9 protein-coding genes are annotated in these 17,645 nt (G+C 53.4%); 4 read left to right on the plus strand and 5 right to left on the minus strand.

The genetic code is table 11. The features are described 5' to 3' along the window. Positions 1-110: 110 nt before the first annotated feature. Entirely contained in the window at positions 111-1,607 is a 1,497-nt protein-coding gene (gene gtfA, locus I4W93_RS08095) for a sucrose phosphorylase (protein WP_205309725.1), read from the plus strand. Here the strand turns inward: gtfA and I4W93_RS08100 are convergent. Further along, positions 1,604-2,626 carry a LacI family DNA-binding transcriptional regulator gene (locus tag I4W93_RS08100; protein WP_224673330.1) on the minus strand — a complete coding sequence of 341 codons (1,023 nt, stop codon included), beginning with the start codon at positions 2,624-2,626 and terminating at the stop codon, positions 1,604-1,606. The genes gtfA and I4W93_RS08100 overlap by 4 nt on opposite strands. Before the next feature lie 107 nt (positions 2,627-2,733). On the opposite strand from I4W93_RS08100, the gene I4W93_RS08105 reads away from it, so the two are divergent. After that, the gene (locus tag I4W93_RS08105; protein ID WP_205309726.1) at positions 2,734-3,678 is read left to right on the plus strand and encodes a PfkB family carbohydrate kinase; all 945 of its coding nucleotides are present in this window, start codon (positions 2,734-2,736) and stop codon (positions 3,676-3,678) included. A 65-nt stretch (positions 3,679-3,743) separates the two neighbouring features. Here I4W93_RS08105 and fic read toward each other — a convergent pair whose 3' ends face one another. The 4 genes from fic to recC form a co-directional block, all read right to left on the minus strand. Further along, complete coding sequence (gene fic, locus I4W93_RS08110) at positions 3,744-4,847, minus strand: protein adenylyltransferase Fic (protein ID WP_205309727.1); 1,104 nt, start codon at positions 4,845-4,847, stop codon at positions 3,744-3,746. Positions 4,848-5,033: 186 nt separating this feature from the next. Then, positions 5,034-6,971 (minus strand): exodeoxyribonuclease V subunit alpha, encoded by a 1,938-nt coding sequence (gene recD, locus I4W93_RS08115; protein ID WP_205309728.1) that lies wholly within the window; start codon positions 6,969-6,971, stop codon positions 5,034-5,036. Continuing rightward, positions 6,958-10,647, minus strand: a complete 3,690-nt coding sequence (gene recB, locus I4W93_RS08120; protein ID WP_205309729.1) for an exodeoxyribonuclease V subunit beta — start codon at positions 10,645-10,647, stop codon at positions 6,958-6,960. Before recB ends, recD begins: the two co-directional genes overlap by 14 nt. Further along, entirely contained in the window at positions 10,644-14,057 is a 3,414-nt protein-coding gene (gene recC / locus I4W93_RS08125; RefSeq protein ID WP_224673331.1) for an exodeoxyribonuclease V subunit gamma, read from the minus strand. Before recC ends, recB begins: the two co-directional genes overlap by 4 nt. A gap of 151 nt (positions 14,058-14,208) precedes the next feature. Here recC and I4W93_RS08130 point away from each other — a divergent pair, with 151 nt between their 5' ends. Together I4W93_RS08130 and I4W93_RS08135 are read left to right on the plus strand one after the other, a co-directional pair. Beyond that, entirely contained in the window at positions 14,209-16,590 is a 2,382-nt protein-coding gene (locus tag I4W93_RS08130; RefSeq protein WP_224673332.1) for a fatty acid cis/trans isomerase, read from the plus strand. A gap of 272 nt (positions 16,591-16,862) precedes the next feature. Next, positions 16,863-17,141, plus strand: coding sequence for a hypothetical protein (locus tag I4W93_RS08135; protein ID WP_205309731.1), 279 nt, complete (start codon positions 16,863-16,865; stop codon positions 17,139-17,141). The last annotated feature ends 504 nt before the right edge of the window (positions 17,142-17,645 follow it).

Below are 17,645 nucleotides of genomic sequence, written 5' to 3' on the forward strand. Positions count from 1 at the left end.
TTATCATTCAGACCGGTTTTATTATTGGCCGGGGGTTGACAAAGTCGTCCGTTGGCTTAAAGCTATATCTTAATCGTTTAAGAAGCAAATATTTTTTCAGGATTATTTTCATGACGCGTCAACACAATGCCAACCAGATCCAGCTAATAACCTACATTGACCGGCTGAGCGGCGGTACTATCAAAGACTTACACACTATGCTGCAGGGCCCGCTGGCCGGCTTGTTTGATGGCATACACTTGCTGCCGTTTTATACGCCGATAGATGGCGAAGACGCCGGCTTTGACCCAACAGACCACACCGCAGTAGACAGCCGGTTGGGCAATTGGGCCGATATCCGTGCGCTGGCGGCAGACTACCCGGTTATGGCCGATATGATCGTGAACCATATGTCAGCACAGTCGCCGCAGTTTGTTGATGTGATGGAAAAAGGCGAATCCTCACCCTACTGGCCGCTGTTCTTAACCCGCGATAAAGTCTTTGCCAAAGATGCCGCGGCAGAGCAACTTGCCGCCGTATACCGGCCACGGCCGACACCGTTTTTTACCGATATCGTCCTGAAAGATGGCCGCAAAATCCCGTTTTGGACCACCTTTACCGCCAACCAGATTGATATTGATGTTAATTCTGCCGCCGGTAAAGCCTACCTGCAGGCCATTTTGGATCGTTTTACTGAAAACGGCGTAAAATATATCCGTCTGGATGCCGCCGGCTATGCCATTAAAAAAGCCGGTACCCGCTGCTTTATGCTGCCGGAAACCTTTGAATTTATTGCCGCGTTATCTGAGCAAGCCAAAGCGCGCGGCATGGTGTGCCTGGTTGAAATTCATGGCTATCATCAAACCCAAATTGACATCGCTAAACGCTGTGACATGGTATACGACTTTGCCCTGCCGCCACTGGTGCTGCATACCTTGTTCAGCCGCAATGCCGATGCACTGAAACACTGGCTGGATATAGCGCCACGCAACTGCATCACGGTACTGGATACCCATGATGGCATTGGTATTGTCGATGCCGCCGATTATCAGGGCCAGCCCGGCTTGCTTACTGATCCACAGCTGGACAGCCTGGTAGAAACCATTCATGCCAACAGCAAAGGCAGTTCAAAACTGGCCACCGGTAATGCCGCTAACAATGTCGATTTGTATCAGGTTAATTGTAGTTTTTATGATGCGCTGGGCCAGAACGACCAACAGTATTTGCTGGCGCGTGCCATTCAGCTGTTTTGCCCGGGCATCAGCCAGATTTATTATGCCGGCTTACTGGCCATGCCCAACGATGTTGAGTTGCTACAACAAAGCCGCGTCGGCCGTGATATCGGCCGGCCTTATTTAACTGCCGAAAAAGTCGCTGACGCCTTGCAAAAGCCGGTGGTAAAAGCGTTATGCCAGTTGATTACACTAAGGCGCAGCCTGCAGGCGTTTAACGGCGATTTCAGCCAAACACTGCATAACGCCAGCTATCAATTGCAGTGGCAGCATCAGGGTCATACTGCCGCTTTGGTTATCGACTTAGCCAGCCTGGAAGCCAGCCTTCACTGGCAGCATGCCGGACAGGCCACTGAAAGCCTTGCGCTTAGTAAGCTGTACCGCAGCGTAAACTAACTGCTCTCACCGAGGCGCAGCTCATATGGCAGCTGCAGGGTGGTGTCGTCAGGGTTTAAAAACGCCCTGACGGCGGCCTCGCCCTTTTGATCGCTAAACTGCCACACCGAAGTTAATGTCGGATGATAGCGCAGCGTTTCTTCAATGCCGTCAAAGCCGACCACACGGATATCCTGCGGAATACGTAAGCCCAGTTGCAAGGCTTCGCGCATTGCACTTAAGCCAATCAGGTCGCTCATACACAGCAATACTGTGGGCCTGGGTGTCATAGCCAGTACCGCTTTGGCCGCTTCACGGGCGTAGGTTTGGTTACTCTCGGGAATATGCCATAAATAATCGGCGGCTAAGGTTAAGCCGCGTTGCTGCATCGCCCTTTGGTAACCGTCTAAGCGGCGGTGCGCTATCGAGCTTTGGTTGTCCCACATCGGTTTATCGCCCACTGGCTGGCTGCTGGCCCCATCAATTAACCGTAAGCCCAACACAGCCACGGTATCTTTTGGCCGCAGTACCGCCATGGCGCTGTCAAACGCGGCCTGCTCGTTGTCGATGTTCACCGAAGGGCGGCCGGCTAAGTCAAAATCGACCGTTAACACGCGCTTTTTTGACAGACGCAGCTGCTCAACTAAGCCGGTATTGCGCGGTGCGCCGTAGCAAATAAAACCGTCGACAAAATCGCTGATCGCCTCCAGGTTAGTGGCCTGACCGGAAAACAGCAGCAAATGCAACTGATGCCGTTCCAGCTCGCGGCTTACGCCCTGCAAAAACTGGCTGGCCACCGGATCGCTGACCATATATTCCAGCGAGTCAGACAAAATTACCGCCACGATGCCAGAGCTGCCTTTACGCAGCGACTGTGCCGCTTTGTTCGGGCCAAAATAGCCGAGCTCATGGCAGGCCTGCAGTATTTTCTGCCGCAGCGCCACCGACAACTGATCCGGCCGGTTAAAGGCGTTTGAGATGGTTGCCGTGGAGACACCCAGGGTTTTTGCCACGCTTTTAAGGGTTAGTTTACTCATCATGCCAGTGGTTTTTCACTATCTTCTTAATCAATTAAGTTATATGATTTTGCCATCAATGGCGACCGCTTTTCGCCGTATTTAACAATGTAACATTAAAGGAAGCCAGCATGCTTGCAGTTATTGGAGAGAATGTGGTTGATATGCTACCCGGCGCAGATGGCTTGTATCGCGCCTGCCTTGGCGGCTCACCGTTTAATGTTGCTATTGCGGCGGCGCGGCAAGCTATCGCAGTGTGCTATATATCGCCATTATCACAAGATCATTTCGGCCAACAGTTTGCCCGCTATCTGGCCGACAACGGTGGCGCCTATGGCCCGGCGTTTTTCAGCAGCGCGCCTACTTCTGTTGCCATGGTTAGCATTAATGCGCAGCGCCAACCGCAGTACAGCTTGTATCGCCAGGGTATTGCCGACAGAGATATCAGCGCGGCGCAACAAATTGCCGCCTTACCCTCTGCCTGCAAACTACTGCATTTAGGTTCACTGGCGTTAGAGCCACAAGATGGCGAACGCATAACGGCGGTGATAGCGGCGTGTCAGGCCAGGCAGGTCCAACTGGCAGTAGATATTAACGTACGCATTAACGCAGTAACCGATGTCGTGGCCTATCGTGCCCTGCTGTTACAGGTGATTGCACAAAGCCATTTTATTAAAGCCAGCGACGAAGACTTACAACTGTTGTTTCCAGAGCTTAACCTTACTCAGGCGCTTGGCGCACTGCGTGCTTGTGCCCCACACGCCCTACTGGCGCTGACCGAGGGCGAAAAAGGCGCAACCCTGTACTGGCAGCAGCACCAAATCAGCCTGCCGGTTATTGCCGCCACGCCCTTTGTTGACACTGTCGGCGCCGGCGATACCTTTTGGGCCAATTTACTGGCAGCACTGTTAAAACTCGGCCTGCCCACAGCGGCAGATATCAGCACCGCACAACTGACACAGTGCCTGCAGCGCGCCATGTTAGCCGCCAGTTTAAATATCGCCCAAGCCGGCTGTAACCCGCCACATAGCAGCGAACTGGACGCCGCTTTATTGCAACTGCACGCGACTAAGTAACAACCCGGGGCTATTGCGGGCGATGCTGATACGTTCTGTTGAAAAAGTTAACGTTATAACCCCGGCTAGTACGGACTGATGTTGTTATTGTCTTGCGTCATTAGCTGCATTAGTTTCGGGTGTACAAACAACTTCTCTTTGCCAACGGAAAGCTCGTTTAGCACACCTACCTCGACTAGCTGCTTTAAATAGACTGACGCCGTTTGTCGCTTAGCAATGCCATTGTCGACTAAAGTACTGATACGGCAATAAGGTTGCTCAAAAATCAGTTGCACAAGCTCGTAGCTATAAATTTTAGGCAACTGCTGCTGAATATAGCTTGTCGTCAATTCAAGCAGAGCTTTGACCGCCGTAATTTTAGCGCAAGTCCAAAGCGCTGTTTGCTCGACCCCCAGCAACATAAAGAGCAGCCATTCTTCCCAGTTTTGTTCACTTGTTACCTGGTTCAGCAGCCGGTAGTAATCCTGCTTATTCTGCACAATATAACGGCTTAAATATAAAATCGGCAATGTCAGCAGGTTTTGTTGCAGTAAATATAAAACATTCAAAATGCGGCCAGTTCGACCATTGCCGTCATAAAATGGGTGAATGGCCTCAAACTGATAATGACTAACAGCCATCTTGATTAAAGGATCAATATCGTCCTCTGTATGTAAAAACTGTTCCCAATTAGCCAGTAAGTCACGAATGGTATTTTCTCCGGCAGGCGGGGTATAAATAACCTCAGCCGTGGCTTGATTAGCAATTACGGTACCCGGCATTTTACGAATATCCATCTGACTATGCTTCAGGATACTGCATACTTCAATGGCGGTGGCGCTGCATAACGGTTTGTTTTTAAGCTGTATATAGCCCTGATAAAGCGCCGTTCTGTAGCGCAAAGCCTCCTTGGTTGCCAGATCTGCCCCGGCATCTTCCTGCGCATACTGAAACAGCCGATCCGTTGTGGTAACGATATTTTCAATTTCAGAACTGTCTTTCGCTTCCAAAAGGGGAAGTAAGTTAATTAACATGCCTTGGTTTGGTAACAGCACCCCAGCCTGCTTTAATTCAGCAAGCGCAGCACGGGCAGTGATACATGCCTTTAATACCCTTGTGGTCTCTAAATGCTCAACCGCAGGAGGCAACAAGGGCAAATGATTATGCGGCTGAGTGGCTTTCCAGCTCATGTTCAAATACCTAAAAAACTTCGACATATACTGTGTATCCTGCAGTCTATGTCGATACTATCGACATAACAATATTATATGTCGATAATTTCTATTTTTTCGACATGTAAGCAGATGCCTCTGTTATTCAACTACCTCAGCGTAAAACCAGGCGATAAAATCAGCCCACTGATTCTGCTTCACACACTACAAACCACTGCTGCGGCTAACCCGCCGTGCTATCGCCTGTTGTAACAGCGCGGGGTTGGCACACAATAAGGTGAAATTCTGTTTGGCGCGGGTAATGCCGGTATACAGCAGCTCACGGCTTAAAATCGGGCTGTTATCCGGCGGTAATATCAGGCAGCAGTGGTTAAATTCAGAGCCCTGCGATTTATGCACCGTGATGGCAAAGGCGGTTTCCACCTCAGTTAAGCGACTCGGCAGTACCCACTTTAGCGTACCGTCGGACAGCTGAAACACTACCCGTAACTGGCCGCTTTGCGGGTCTGGCAGCGTAATACCAATATCGCCGTTCATTAAACCTAAGCCGTAGTTATTGCGCTGCATCATCACTGGCCGCCCGGCGTACCAGTGCTGGCGTGCATCAATTAAACCGGCGCTGCTAAGCCATTGGCCAATTTGCAGGTTTAAGCCCTCGACGCCCCAGTCACCACTGCGCAGCGCGCACAGCAGCTGAAACTGACTGTAACTGCCAAGCACCGCGCCGGCCCATTGTTCGCGCCCGCTCTGTGTATTGTCTGCACTCTGTTGCATCAGCTGCAGATACTGCCGGTAGCCAGCCAGCACGGTTGCTTTTAGGGCCAAAGGCGTATTGCCGGCTAACAGCGTTATATCTTCAAACTGGCTAAACAACGATGGCGCTTTGGTATCGCCGCAATTAACCGCGGCCGCCAATTGGCCAATGCCGGAGCCGGCGTCAAAGCGGTGGCTGTGGCGTAACATCACCGTAGCCTGGTTTAACACCGTACCACTACCCTGCCATGTTGCCAGTGGTAATTCGCTATAGGGCGTTAGCAACGCCAGCGTATCAGCACTGTAGCCGCCTAAGTCCGCACCGCGGCATAAATCGCCGAGCACCGAGCCGGCTTCGACAGACGACAGCTGATCTTTATCGCCGAGCAAAACCAGTTGCGCCTTTGCCGGCATTGCACTCAACAGAGCCGCCATCATTTCTAAATCGACCATCGAGGCTTCATCTACCACCAGCACGTCCAGTTGCAGCGGGTTGTCGCTATGGTGTTTAAAGCTGCGCCGGTTAGGCAGCGCTCCTAGTAAACGGTGCAAGGTGGCAACCTCAGTCGGTATGGCGGCTGTCAGCTCTGCCGGCAAACGGCTAAGCGCACCGCTGATCGACTCGGTTAAGCGTACCGCCGCCTTACCGGTCGGTGCCGCCAGTTTAATCTGTAGTTTACCGGCTGCCCCCTGTTGCAGCAGCGCCAGCAGTTTTACTACCGTAGTGGTTTTACCGGTGCCCGGGCCGCCGGTAATAATGGCAAAGCGCCGCTGCAGCGCCATGGCGCAGGCCAGTTTTTGCCAGTCAGGCTCACTGTGCGCTGTAGCGGGAAATAAGCGGTTCAGCTGGCCGGCCACATCGGGGGCAAGTGGCAAGACTGCGGCCACCCGCTGGCTTATTTGCTGCTTTACCAATTGCTCGGCCTGATACAGCCGGCGCAAATACAGCCGGTTGTCGTTAAGTACCAAAGGCGCAGCGTCCGCATCAGTGCTTAGCCAGCGGCTGCCCTGCAGCGCCTGACGATAATCTGCCATGCCCATGCCGCTTAGCAGCTGCGATGGCCGGTCACTAAAGCGTTGTAAAAACTGGTTTTGTGGCGGCAAGCTTAGCAGGCCGTCCGGATCGTCCAGCAAATCCTGCAGCAAAATACAGCTGTGGCCACGGCCATATTGATGACATAACAACGCCGTTAATAACCACACCAGCGCATTGGGCTCGGTGGCTAACTGATGCAGCGTTTGCGGCAACTGCGCATCTAACGCCCGCAGCCAGCGCCGCTGCGCCCAGCGCTGCAGCAACGCCTGCAGCTGCGTCAAATCCTGCAGCAGCATGGCCTGTGCCGGCTTAGCAGCTGCAGCGAATAAATCGCCTTGCTCATACTGTGACATCAACCACCTCCTCGCCGGCGAACAGCGCATCTAACTGCCACAACAGTTGAATATCGGCATCCAGCTGCAACTGGCCTTGCTGTGGCGCGCGGATAAACCAGTACAGCGCGCCGCCAATATACTGCTGTGGCGCGTCTACGTACCCGGGTTGGCGCAGCTTTAACAGCCGGTGCAATGCCAGTAAATACAGTGCGGCCTGCACGTCGTAGCGCTTATCCAGCAGCGCTTGTTGCATCGCCGGCTCGCTGTAGGCGTTATCATCCGGCCCCAACCAGTTTGACTTATAATCCAGCACCCAGTAACGGCCATCTGCGCCTTGTAGGGTTAAATCGATAAAGCCTTTGAGCATGCCGTTTAAGGTATCACTCAGCAGTGGCGGGCGCAGTTGGCCGGGTAATATCGCCTTGGTTATCAGCGCATCAAGTTTGAACACGTTGACGTTAGCGCTTTGCAGCCAGAACTCCAGCTCAGCGCGTACTTGTCTTAGCGCGTTCAGCGCCAGATCGGCGCCGGCCAGCGGTGTTTGCAGCATCTGCGCTAACCAGGGCTGCAACACGTTTTGCCACTCCAACCAGTTGTGCTGGGCCAAACGTTGTGGCAGCAGGTCGGCAATAAATGCCGTGTCAGTGTCGGCAAAGCCTTGTTGCTGCGCATCTTCCAGCAGCTGGTGCAGAAAAGTACCGGGCACAGCACCACGCGGAAAATCGTGCATAGACTGCGTCTGCTCGCTGTAGGCTGGCAGCTCGTTGGCTTCTTCCTGCAGCAAGGCATCCAGCGCGGTATCAGCGGCCAGTAGCGCACTGGTGCTGGCATCTGCCTTACTACCGGTGCGCAGCGCAGAATAGCTGGCTATCCACCAATGTTCGCGCTTCAGCGCCGCCTTAAGCGTTAACGCGCTGGTGAGCTGTGCCGTATCGGCCGGCACAGTTAACTTGCTATAAACCGGCAGTGGCTGCGCCTGCCATGGCAAGCACGCCAGCGCTTGTTGCAGTTCAGTTAGTGTCGGTTGCTCGCCAATGCCGAGTAAGTAGCCGAGCGCACTTTGGGACAGCTTACTGTGTTTGGCATTACCTTCGCTAAATAACGCCAGGCCCAGATAGCAGGCATACACCGGCCGGGTTAGTGCGACATACAGCAGGCGAATATCTTCCAGCAGGCGCTCGCGTTCGGCGCTTTGCAGCGCGGCGTCATCCGGGGTGAGATCCAGTACCATCTCGCTGCCGTTAAAATAGCGCTGCGGCTGGCCTTTTTTCACATTTTTAACGCCGCAGATAAAGGGCAAAAACACCAGGTTATATTGCAGGCCCTTACTTTTATGGATGGTAACCACCTGCACCAGTTGCTGATCGCTCTCCAGCCGCAGCTGTTGCTCGTCGCTGCTTTTCGGGCTTTGTAGTTGTTCAGCCAGCCAGCGTAATAAGCCGCTTTCACCGTCACGTTGCTGGCTTTCGCTTTGCAGCAATTCGGCTAAATGCAGCACATTAGTTAAGCGGCGCTCGCCCTGCTCTTGTGCCAGCCATTTTGCCGGTAAGCTAAAGTAATGCAGCCAGCTGTTTAGCATGGCCAGCACGCCTTTTTGCCGCCAGATCTGACGAAACAGCCGCACCTGTTCGGTCAGCTGCTCCCACGCCTGTTCATCGCTAAGCCAATAGTGCAACTGCGCATCGCTGTTGGCCGACATCGGCAGCGCCAGTGCCGCGCGCAGCAGGCTTTCGTCCTCTACCTGCTGGCAGGCGCGCAGCCAGGTTAATACCGCGCTGGCTTCTGTGCTTTGAAAAATCGAGTCGTTGTCCGATAAATACACCGAGCGCACATTGCGCGCACTAAGCTCGCGCCGCACCAGCGCGGCTTCGTTTCTGTCACGCACCAAAATAGCAATATCGGCCGGTTGCAGGCGCTTAATCTCACCGTTGGCGGCAAAACCGGCCTGACCTTGCTGCGCCTGCTGCAGCAGCCGGGCAATTTCATCGGCACAGGCCTGCGCCATCAGGCTTTGATAAGCGCCTTTTTTCAGCTCGGAGGGCTCTTGCGGCGCCAGATAATAATTTACTGCCGCCACCGCACTGCCGGCCACGACCAGCTGCTCGGCTTTACCTTTGGCTTGTACCGGCAAAAACGGCAACGGAGTGTTGTCACTATTACCAAAGCCAAAAGCACCCTGGCGTTGCTCGGCCAGCAAAAACAGCTGGTTTACGCCATCAACCAGCGCCGTTGTCGAGCGAAAGTTGGTGCCCAGGCTGTAGTGGCGGCCGGCGGTTAAACTGCGCGCATTTAAGTAGGTGTGTAAGTCGGCACCGCGAAAGCTGTAAATGGCTTGCTTGGGGTCGCCTACCATGATCAGGCTGTTGTCAGTGCTGGCCACATCAGGATAAATGGCCTGAAAAATGGCAAATTGCAGTGGGTCGGTATCCTGAAACTCATCCACCATCGCCAGCGGATATTGCGCCCGAATGCGCGCGGCTAATACCTTACCGGCTTCGCCTTGCAGCGCATGGTGCAGTTGCAACAACAGATCGTTAAAATCCAGCTGCGCCCTTGCACGTTTATGCCGGGCAAATTCGTCTACCAGCCACAAGGCGGCATGCTGGCGCACCGCCAGCGCCAGCTCGGGTTTGGCCGCAAGCAGCGCCACCGTCTGGTTAAATAAATCAAACAACGGGTGGCTGACCAGCGGCTGGCCTTTTTTCTGGCCTGCGGCCAGCTTATCCGCACTGAATTTTTCTACCATGGCAGCAAAATCGGTGTTACGGCTATTTAGCTGTGTAGGTTCCGCCAGCATGCTTTGCCACCACTGGCGCTCGGTACTCCAACTGGCAGCGCGATATTTATTGCCGTTTAACCAAGCATTAGCATAAGCATCGTCCAGCAGGTGTAAGACGTCTGCACTAAGTGCTTGCTGCAGCGCCTGGCAATGCGTATCTAAAGCGGCTTGCCACTCAACTAGCGGCAGTGCCGCCGCTGCCGGGCTTAACGGCGTTGGCAGCGCAACACCGCCGGCATTAAAGCGCAAATTTGCTGCATCGGCATTTAGCCAGGGCCGCACATCAGCTAATAATGCCTCGGGCGAGCTGGCGACAGCACCCAACGCCTGCAATACGCCGGCATCCTCCAGCGGATACAAAAACCGCCGCCAGTAGTCGCACGCCAGCGTGTGCAGCAGTTGCTGGTTATCATCACTTAACGCTTCACCAAAGCGCATGCCGGAGTCAAACGCATGCTCGGCCAGCATACGCTGACACCAGCCATGAATAGTGAAAATGGCCGCTTCGTCCATCCATTCCGCCGCGATGCTTAAACGCGAAGCGCAGGCAGCAAACTGCGCTGGCGGCGTATCGTCCAGTAAGCGCTGTAAAAAGTGATCGCTACTGTTACCCAAACGAAAAGCTGCTGCCGCTTCTACCAACCTGGCGCGGATCCGATCTCTAAGCTCGGCGGTGGCAGCGCGGGTAAAGGTAACCACTAAGATTTCCGGCGGCAGCAGCGGCCGGCTAAAGCCGGTGCCGGCATTTGCATTAGCATTGGCAGTGCTGTCACCCGGCGCAGTGCCATGCCCCAGCACCAGACGCAAATACAGCGCGGCCAGGGTATAGGTTTTGCCGGTACCGGCGCTGGCCTCAATTAAACGGCTGCCTTGCAGCGGGAAACTCAGCGCATCTAACGCCTGAACCTGGCTCATGGGTTGGCATCCTTATTCTGCTGCGCTATTGGTGCCTGTACCAACGGGCCATAAACCTTTTGCGCCCAATCGGCAAAGCCGGCCTGCAGCAGGCTGGCATAGTCCGGGTAGTAACGCTGCAATTCAGGTGCGCTTTGCAGCTCGCCGGCGAAGTTATAGCCACCTTCGAATAACTCGCGGCATTTGGCTTCATCAGCGGTTTGCACATAACAGAGCGCGGTTTTTGGCAGCAGCGGTAGCGGTTGCTGCAAACCTTGTTGCCAATATTCTACCAGCGCAGATAACTGATTTGCCGCGGTATTCTGCGCTTGCGGTAACAGCTGCACCGCATCATCCAGGCCAAACTGCCAGGTGCTGACGGCTTCGCCCTGGGCATTAGCCGCCAGTTGCTGCAACCAGCTGCTACGTAGCGTATGCCAGCGCAGCTCGCCTTTATTACGAATGGCAGTGGGCCTAAGCTGCAATAATGCCTGCTGCCCGGCCGGGCTTTGGTACACATTGCTCAGGCTGTCGTTCAGGCTAATGCCGGCCGGTTGCAACTGCAGCGTAAGGGGTGTGACGCGCCGCTGCCAGTCAATGCCGCTGGCGCGGTAGCGGGCAAATACGACACTGGCCTCGCGGCCAATTTGCGCGCCGCTTAAGCTGCCAAACAGCGCCAGTGGCAGTTTGGCTTCGCGCGCCAGCTGGGCGATGGCATCAGCAACATTCAATTTCGGTTCGGCCAGCAATTGCTCTAGCAACTGCTGTTTTAGCTGGTATAGCTCAAGCGCGTTTAACACAAAAGGCTCGGCATCTTCTACCGCTAACTCTGCCTGATAAAAGCGGGTTTTAAAGCGTTGCTGTAAATAGTGCCGGCACGGATTAGCCAAAAAATCATCCAGCAGGCGCACGGTTAAAAGCGGCAGTTCGGCCGGCGCGGTATTGTTATTGGTTATCGCCGGCACGGCCTGATGCGCGCCCTGCCATTCATGGGCATAAGTAGCATAGTTACCGTTAAAGTACTGCCGCGAAAACGGCTGCAGCGGGTAATGGCGGCAGAGCGCAACGGACGGTTTTTGGCCGGACGGATGCTGCCAGCCGGTGTCGACTAAGTCCATCAATTGGCTTAACAGCACGCTAGGCGGCAACTCGCTGTTGTTACGGATATCACGGCCTACCCAGCTTAAATACAAGGCATCACGCGCACTTAACAGCGCTTCTAAAAACAGATAGCGGTCATCATCACGGCGCGAGCGGTCGCCGGGGCGATAATCATTAGCCATTAAGTCAAAATCATCGCGCATGCGCGAGCGCGGGTAATCGCCATCGTTTAACCCCAACAGATAAATACGCTTGAAAGGGATGGCCCGCATTGGCATTAAGGTAGAAAACGTCAGACTACCGGCTAAAAAGCGCTGGCTTAAGCCGCTGCTGCCGGCTTGCTCCAGCCAGGCGTCACGTAATACCGCCAGCGGCACCTCACCATTAAAATCACCACTTTGGGCTGCGCTAACCAACTGGGCTAAACCGGCGGTTAGCCGGGCGTAAATTAGCTGATCTTGCTCGTCGGTAAAATCGAACAGGCTCTGCAGCAGGCCGGTATCGCTAAGCAGCAGTTGCTGCCAGTCGGTTAAGCTAAGCGCACAGCTGTCGCCGCCCTGGGCGCTAAATTGCAAATGCCAGCGCTTAAGCTGCTGAATAAACTGCAACACCGGGCCGAGTTCAGCTGCCGCCAGGCCGGCGACTTCAGCATAGGGCGCACAGCCTTGCCACACGGCTTCATCGCCAATGGCAAAACCGAGTAACATGCGCTCTATAGCAAACATCCAGCTGTAGCTGCTACCGGGTGCGGCTAAATCCAGGCTAGCACGTTGCTGCGCGTCCAGGCCCCAGCGGGCGCCGGCTTCGGTGAGCCACAACCGCAATTGCGGTAGCGCGGTAGGGTTGATGCCAAAGCGGCGCTGTATGGCCGGCACATCCAGTAAGTCGCACACTTCGGTTAAGCTAAAACGCTGCGCGGGTAAATCCAGCAGGTATTCCAGCGCCAGCATTAACGGCTGGCTGCCGCGCAGGCTCTGATCAGCCAGGCTATAGGGCAAATAGCGCGCATCGTCCGCTGCCAGGCGGCCAAACACGGCATGCACATGGCTTTGATACAGGCTGATATCCGGCGTCATGATAATTACGTCACGCGGCTTTAAGCTTGGGTCGGCGGCAAAGGCGGCGATCAGGTTGTCCTGTAAAATTTCGACTTCGCGCTGGCGGCTGTGCGCCAGATGAAAGCTAATGCTGTTGTCGCTGGCAGCCAATTGCCGCAATGGTTGCGGCGTCGGGTTTAGCTCAAGAATATCTTGTTGCAGCTGCGCCAGTAACGGCAAGGCAGCAACATCATCGACCGGCTCCGAAAATAAATCTATCCGGCCATTAAACCAGTGCTGATATTGCCCGCTTTGGTCAAACGCATCCAGCAGGCTAATGTAATCGCGGCCCTGCTTCCCCAAACTGGCCAGCAGCACCGGCGCATGTAAATACAATGCATCAGTATCCAGTACCGCCGGTAAACCGGGTTTACGGCCATGGCGCTTTTGCGCCGCACGCACCTCATCCTTGGCGGCGGTAATATCGCCCCAAAAATGCCGGCACGGGTTAAGCACCGTGAGCAGCACCTGACGCTGCGCCCCCAGCGCGGCCAGTAATTCTACTGTTTGCTGCGGCAAGGATGATACGCCAAACACCACGATGCGATCGGGCAGTAAATCTGGCCGCGCCAGTTTGCCCTGCTGCAACGCCGCCAGTGCCGTGGTATGCACATCGGCACGGCTGGAAAACGCCAGCTCACCCACTACATCGGCCAACTGGCTTTGCAGCAAACGCCACAGCGCCGGCTGCCACAGTTGATCATCTGGTACCTGCTGTTTTTTGCTGTTGGGTAAGGCATTACTGCCTGCGCGCCAGCTTTGCAGCCAGTCGGCACGGTACACCTGATATTGGTCGAACAAATCGGCTAAACGCAGCGCCAGCTGATAGCTTTTACGGCCATCGCTGTCATCCTTAAGGTAGCGTTGTAACGGCGCATACACAGCATCGGTTAAGTGCGGCAACAAGCCCAGCAAGCGCCAGCTAAGGTTTATTTTGTCGTACGGCAGGCTTTTCGGGATGCTATCGCCAAGCACCGCACGGTACAGCTGCCAGACAAACTGATTAGGCAGCTCAACATTTAAACCGGCGGCAATACCGGGGTGACCATTGGCGGTTTCGGCCAGTGCCATTTTCAGCCACTGCGCAATACCGTTACTTTGCACCAGAATTTGCTCAGTACCCAACACCGGCACCGGTTGCTTACTTAACCACTGCACTAACAACTCGCGCAGCGTTTCCAGCTGATTGGCGTGGATCACAACAAAACCGGGCTCTGGCATCAGATTTCTCATCAAAAACAAGATGCTGGCAGGTTAGCACAGCGACCCGGTTTTGAGAATCTGCAACCGGCCGCTGTGACACTGCTGTTTTGCATCCGTCGTCAGATAACACTAGTATTGGCCAATCAGGCTGGCCAGACAGCACAGCCACTGCGGAGAAAATATGGACTTTACAGCCAAGTCACGCAAAACACTGATGTTTATTTTAGTATTGGTTTGTGCCGGTTGCGCCGCTCTGGCCAGTATGGATTTAGACCAGCAATATGGTAAGGCAGCAGTAACCAATCGTGCCGGCACAGCCGTTGACAGCTTGCTGAACGATCATTACAGCCAGCATGTTAAACCGGTTATTGAGGCCCGCTGTGTGGTATGCCACGCCTGCTATGACTCGCCCTGCCAGCTGAATATGGCGTCGACTGACGGCATAACGCGCGGTGCACATAAAGAAAAGGTCTATGACGGCGCCCGTTTACTGGCGGCCACGCCAAACCGTATATTTCTCGATGCCAGCGACACACAGCAATGGCGTGAGCGCGGCTTTTTTCCGGTGTTAAATGAGCGCAGCCAGAGTGCAAAGGCTAATACGCAGGCCTCGGTACTGGCCAGAATGCTAACCCTAAAACAACAGCAGCCGCTGCCAGACAGCAGCCTGTTATCCGACGCTTTCGATTTTAGTTTGAACCGCGAGCAAAGCTGCCCAACAGTTGAAGAGTTTGAAAACTATGCCCAAAACCAGCCGTTGGCCGGCATGCCTTATGGTTTACCCGGCTTAACCGACAACGAGCACAACCTGCTACTGAACTGGTTAAAACAAGGTGCCAGCATGCCTGAAGCGGCGCCACTGCCCACAGCCGAGCAGGCCGCTGTGGCGAAACTGGAACAATGGCTTAATGCCGACAACCTGAAAATGCAACTCAGTGCCCGCTATATTTATGAGCACTTATTTACCTCACAGTTATATTTCAGCGCCCTGCATAAAGCAGATGCAACGCCACAGTTTTATCAGCTGCTGCGCTCAGCCACGCCGCCGGGTAAGCCAGTTGAGGTTATTGCCAGCCGCCGGCCGTTTGATGATCCGGGCGTAAAACGTGTGTATTACCGCTTGCAACCGGTGCGTTCTACCATTGTGAATAAAACCCATCAACCCTATGACATTAACGCTGATTTATTGGCCAAATGGCAGCAGTGGTTTGTTGATGCTGATTATCAGGTAAAAACCCTGCCGGGCTATGCGCCAGAAGTGGCCGCCAACCCGCTTACTGCTTTTTTGCAGCTGCCGGTAAATAGCCGCTATCGCTTTATGCTGGAGCGGGCCGAAAACACCATTATGGGCTACATAAAAGGGCCGGTATGCCGCGGCCAGGTGGCGCTTAATGTGATAAACGATCATTTTTGGGTGTATTTTGTCGCGCCCGAACTGGCCAGCGCTGCCGATGTTGAGGCCTTTTATTTATCGCAGCGCGATAACCTGCGCCTGCCAGCAGAAAAAGAAAGTACCACGCTGGCACTCAGCTGGGCCGGTTTTGCCAAGCGTCAGGGCAGTTATGTCCGGGCGCGCAGTGCTTTTCTTAACAGCGCCTTTAAAGACGGCCGTCACCTTACGCTAAATGGCATTTGGGATGGTGATGGCAACAACGATAACGCCAGCCTTACCGTGTTCCGCCATTTTGACAATGCTACGGTGGTAAAAGGCCTGCAGGGCCAAAACCCAAAAACCGCCTGGGTAATAGATTATGCGCTGCTGGAGCGTATTCACTACTTGTTGGTAGCCGGTTTTGATGTCTACGGCAATTATGGCCACCAACTGATGACACGGCTGTATATGGATTTTCTGCGCATGGAAGGCGAGTCTAATTTTCTGGCATTTTTACCCCCCGATATGCGCCGGCAAGAATTTAACAGCTGGTACCAAAAAGCCGGCGTTGAGCTAACCGCCTTTATTCGCGATGACATTAACTCGTTTGCCCAGCCCAGCGGACTTAGCTTTAGCAGCGATAACCCTAAAGCCGAATTGTATCAAATGCTCGGCCAGCATCTGGCCGCACGTCAGCCAAAGCGCTATCAGCTAAATAATGCCAAATTAGCGCGTAACAGCATGGCGCTGTTGCAACAATTGGCAAACATCAGCGGCAAAGCCGCTTCCATCCTGCCTGAGCTGACCATGCTGGTAATAGAGCCCGGCAACGGTGGAGAACCCCAGCCGTTTACCTTGATCCGCAACAGTGCACATTACAACGTGAACAGCCTGTTTGGCGAGGCGGATAACCGTAACCCGGCAGAGGATAATATGACGCTGGTGTATGGCTTGTTAGGCAGTTACCCAAACGCTTTTTGGCGGCTAAAAGAAACCGATTTAGCCAAATGGGTGGCACAGGTACAACAGCTGCAAACCGAACAGGACTACCGCAAACTGCTAGATAATATTGGAATAAGGCGCACTGCAGCCGATTTTTGGGCTTTTAGCGATAAGCTAAACCAACAATTTATGCGCCAGCACCCGGTTGACAGCGGCTGGTTAGACTACAACCGGCTGGAAAACAGGTAACAACAGTCGGGCCAACTACCGTATTACGTTGGCCCGAGCAACCGCGGCTTAGCGGTAAATAGGATATATCACTGACTGCCGATTCGTCTTGCAGCTGTTATCGGCAGTTCACAACGTGTTTGGATGCAGTAAGCACTTGTTAGACAGAAAAATCCGTATTTGTAGCAAATGCATATGCCATCCGTACCTATAAGTTGTTGTAAGTTTTAAAGATGCGATGTAGTGTTGCCTACATTAAATTTACAAAAGCGGAAAATGCGTTAAGGATGATGATGGCTCAGACCAATAATCCAACCATCAAATGCGGTACACATGGCACAGTAAACTCTGCTGTAGTTTGCTGTCATTTATTGCACAAAACAGAGGGTGTTTTGGGTTTTGTTGAAAACAGCTCCGAACCTGATGACTTACAAGCTTGGTGTGGTGCCTGTGAGGCGTTTTTCCTTAACGAAAGTGAAATGACTGAGGCGTTCAGAGCATTTAATAATTTCAGTCTTGTTTGCGAGTTTTGTTATGCAAAAATTAAACAGCAGCATTCAGAAAATCTCTAACACGTTGCCTAATTCCCCTGCAATAAGCGTCTCTGAAACAAAGCATTATGTGAATCCGAACACATGAGAAATATTCTAATAGTGGTTTTGGTGGTGCTTATTTCTGGCTGTACTAGCAGAGTAGCTATGTTGCAAACTGCCAATCCGAATTCGCCAGTGCACAGTTTCATTTTCGGTAGAAAGTTACTCGACTATGATCGGGTCGCTGCAATGAATTTTGAGGAACGCATGGCAAGCTACGAGGCTCAGCTAAATTTGATTCTACAAAAAGATCCAAATACAAAAAGTTGCTTCATAGTGCCAGGAACCATTAATTTTGGAGAGCCAGGATCTCAAGCAGAGGCGCAGGCTCAATGCACAAATTCAGTTAGATTCGAGATTCAGAAAGGGATTTACACACTTGATGGCGCTCCCTTTTATTCTTACACGCTACCAAATGAGTAGCATTAAAAAGAGTACACATAACGTGACAAAAGGGCGGAGTTAACAATCGCCACACTCTTT

The organism is Rheinheimera maricola (assembly GCF_016918075.2).
Classification (GTDB): domain Bacteria; phylum Pseudomonadota; class Gammaproteobacteria; order Enterobacterales; family Alteromonadaceae; genus Alishewanella; species Alishewanella maricola_A.

Coding starts and splice junctions, on each gene's coding strand:
- gtfA (WP_205309725.1), top strand. CDS start 111: ATGACGCGTCAACACAATGCCAACCAGATCCAGCTAATAACCTACATT.
- I4W93_RS08100 (WP_224673330.1), bottom strand. CDS start 2,626: ATGATGAGTAAACTAACCCTTAAAAGCGTGGCAAAAACCCTGGGTGTC.
- I4W93_RS08105 (WP_205309726.1), top strand. CDS start 2,734: ATGCTTGCAGTTATTGGAGAGAATGTGGTTGATATGCTACCCGGCGCA.
- fic (WP_205309727.1), bottom strand. CDS start 4,847: ATGAGCTGGAAAGCCACTCAGCCGCATAATCATTTGCCCTTGTTGCCT.
- recD (WP_205309728.1), bottom strand. CDS start 6,971: ATGTCACAGTATGAGCAAGGCGATTTATTCGCTGCAGCTGCTAAGCCG.
- recB (WP_205309729.1), bottom strand. CDS start 10,647: ATGAGCCAGGTTCAGGCGTTAGATGCGCTGAGTTTCCCGCTGCAAGGC.
- recC (WP_224673331.1), bottom strand. CDS start 14,057: ATGAGAAATCTGATGCCAGAGCCCGGTTTTGTTGTGATCCACGCCAAT.
- I4W93_RS08130 (WP_224673332.1), top strand. CDS start 14,209: ATGGACTTTACAGCCAAGTCACGCAAAACACTGATGTTTATTTTAGTA.
- I4W93_RS08135 (WP_205309731.1), top strand. CDS start 16,863: ATGGCTCAGACCAATAATCCAACCATCAAATGCGGTACACATGGCACA.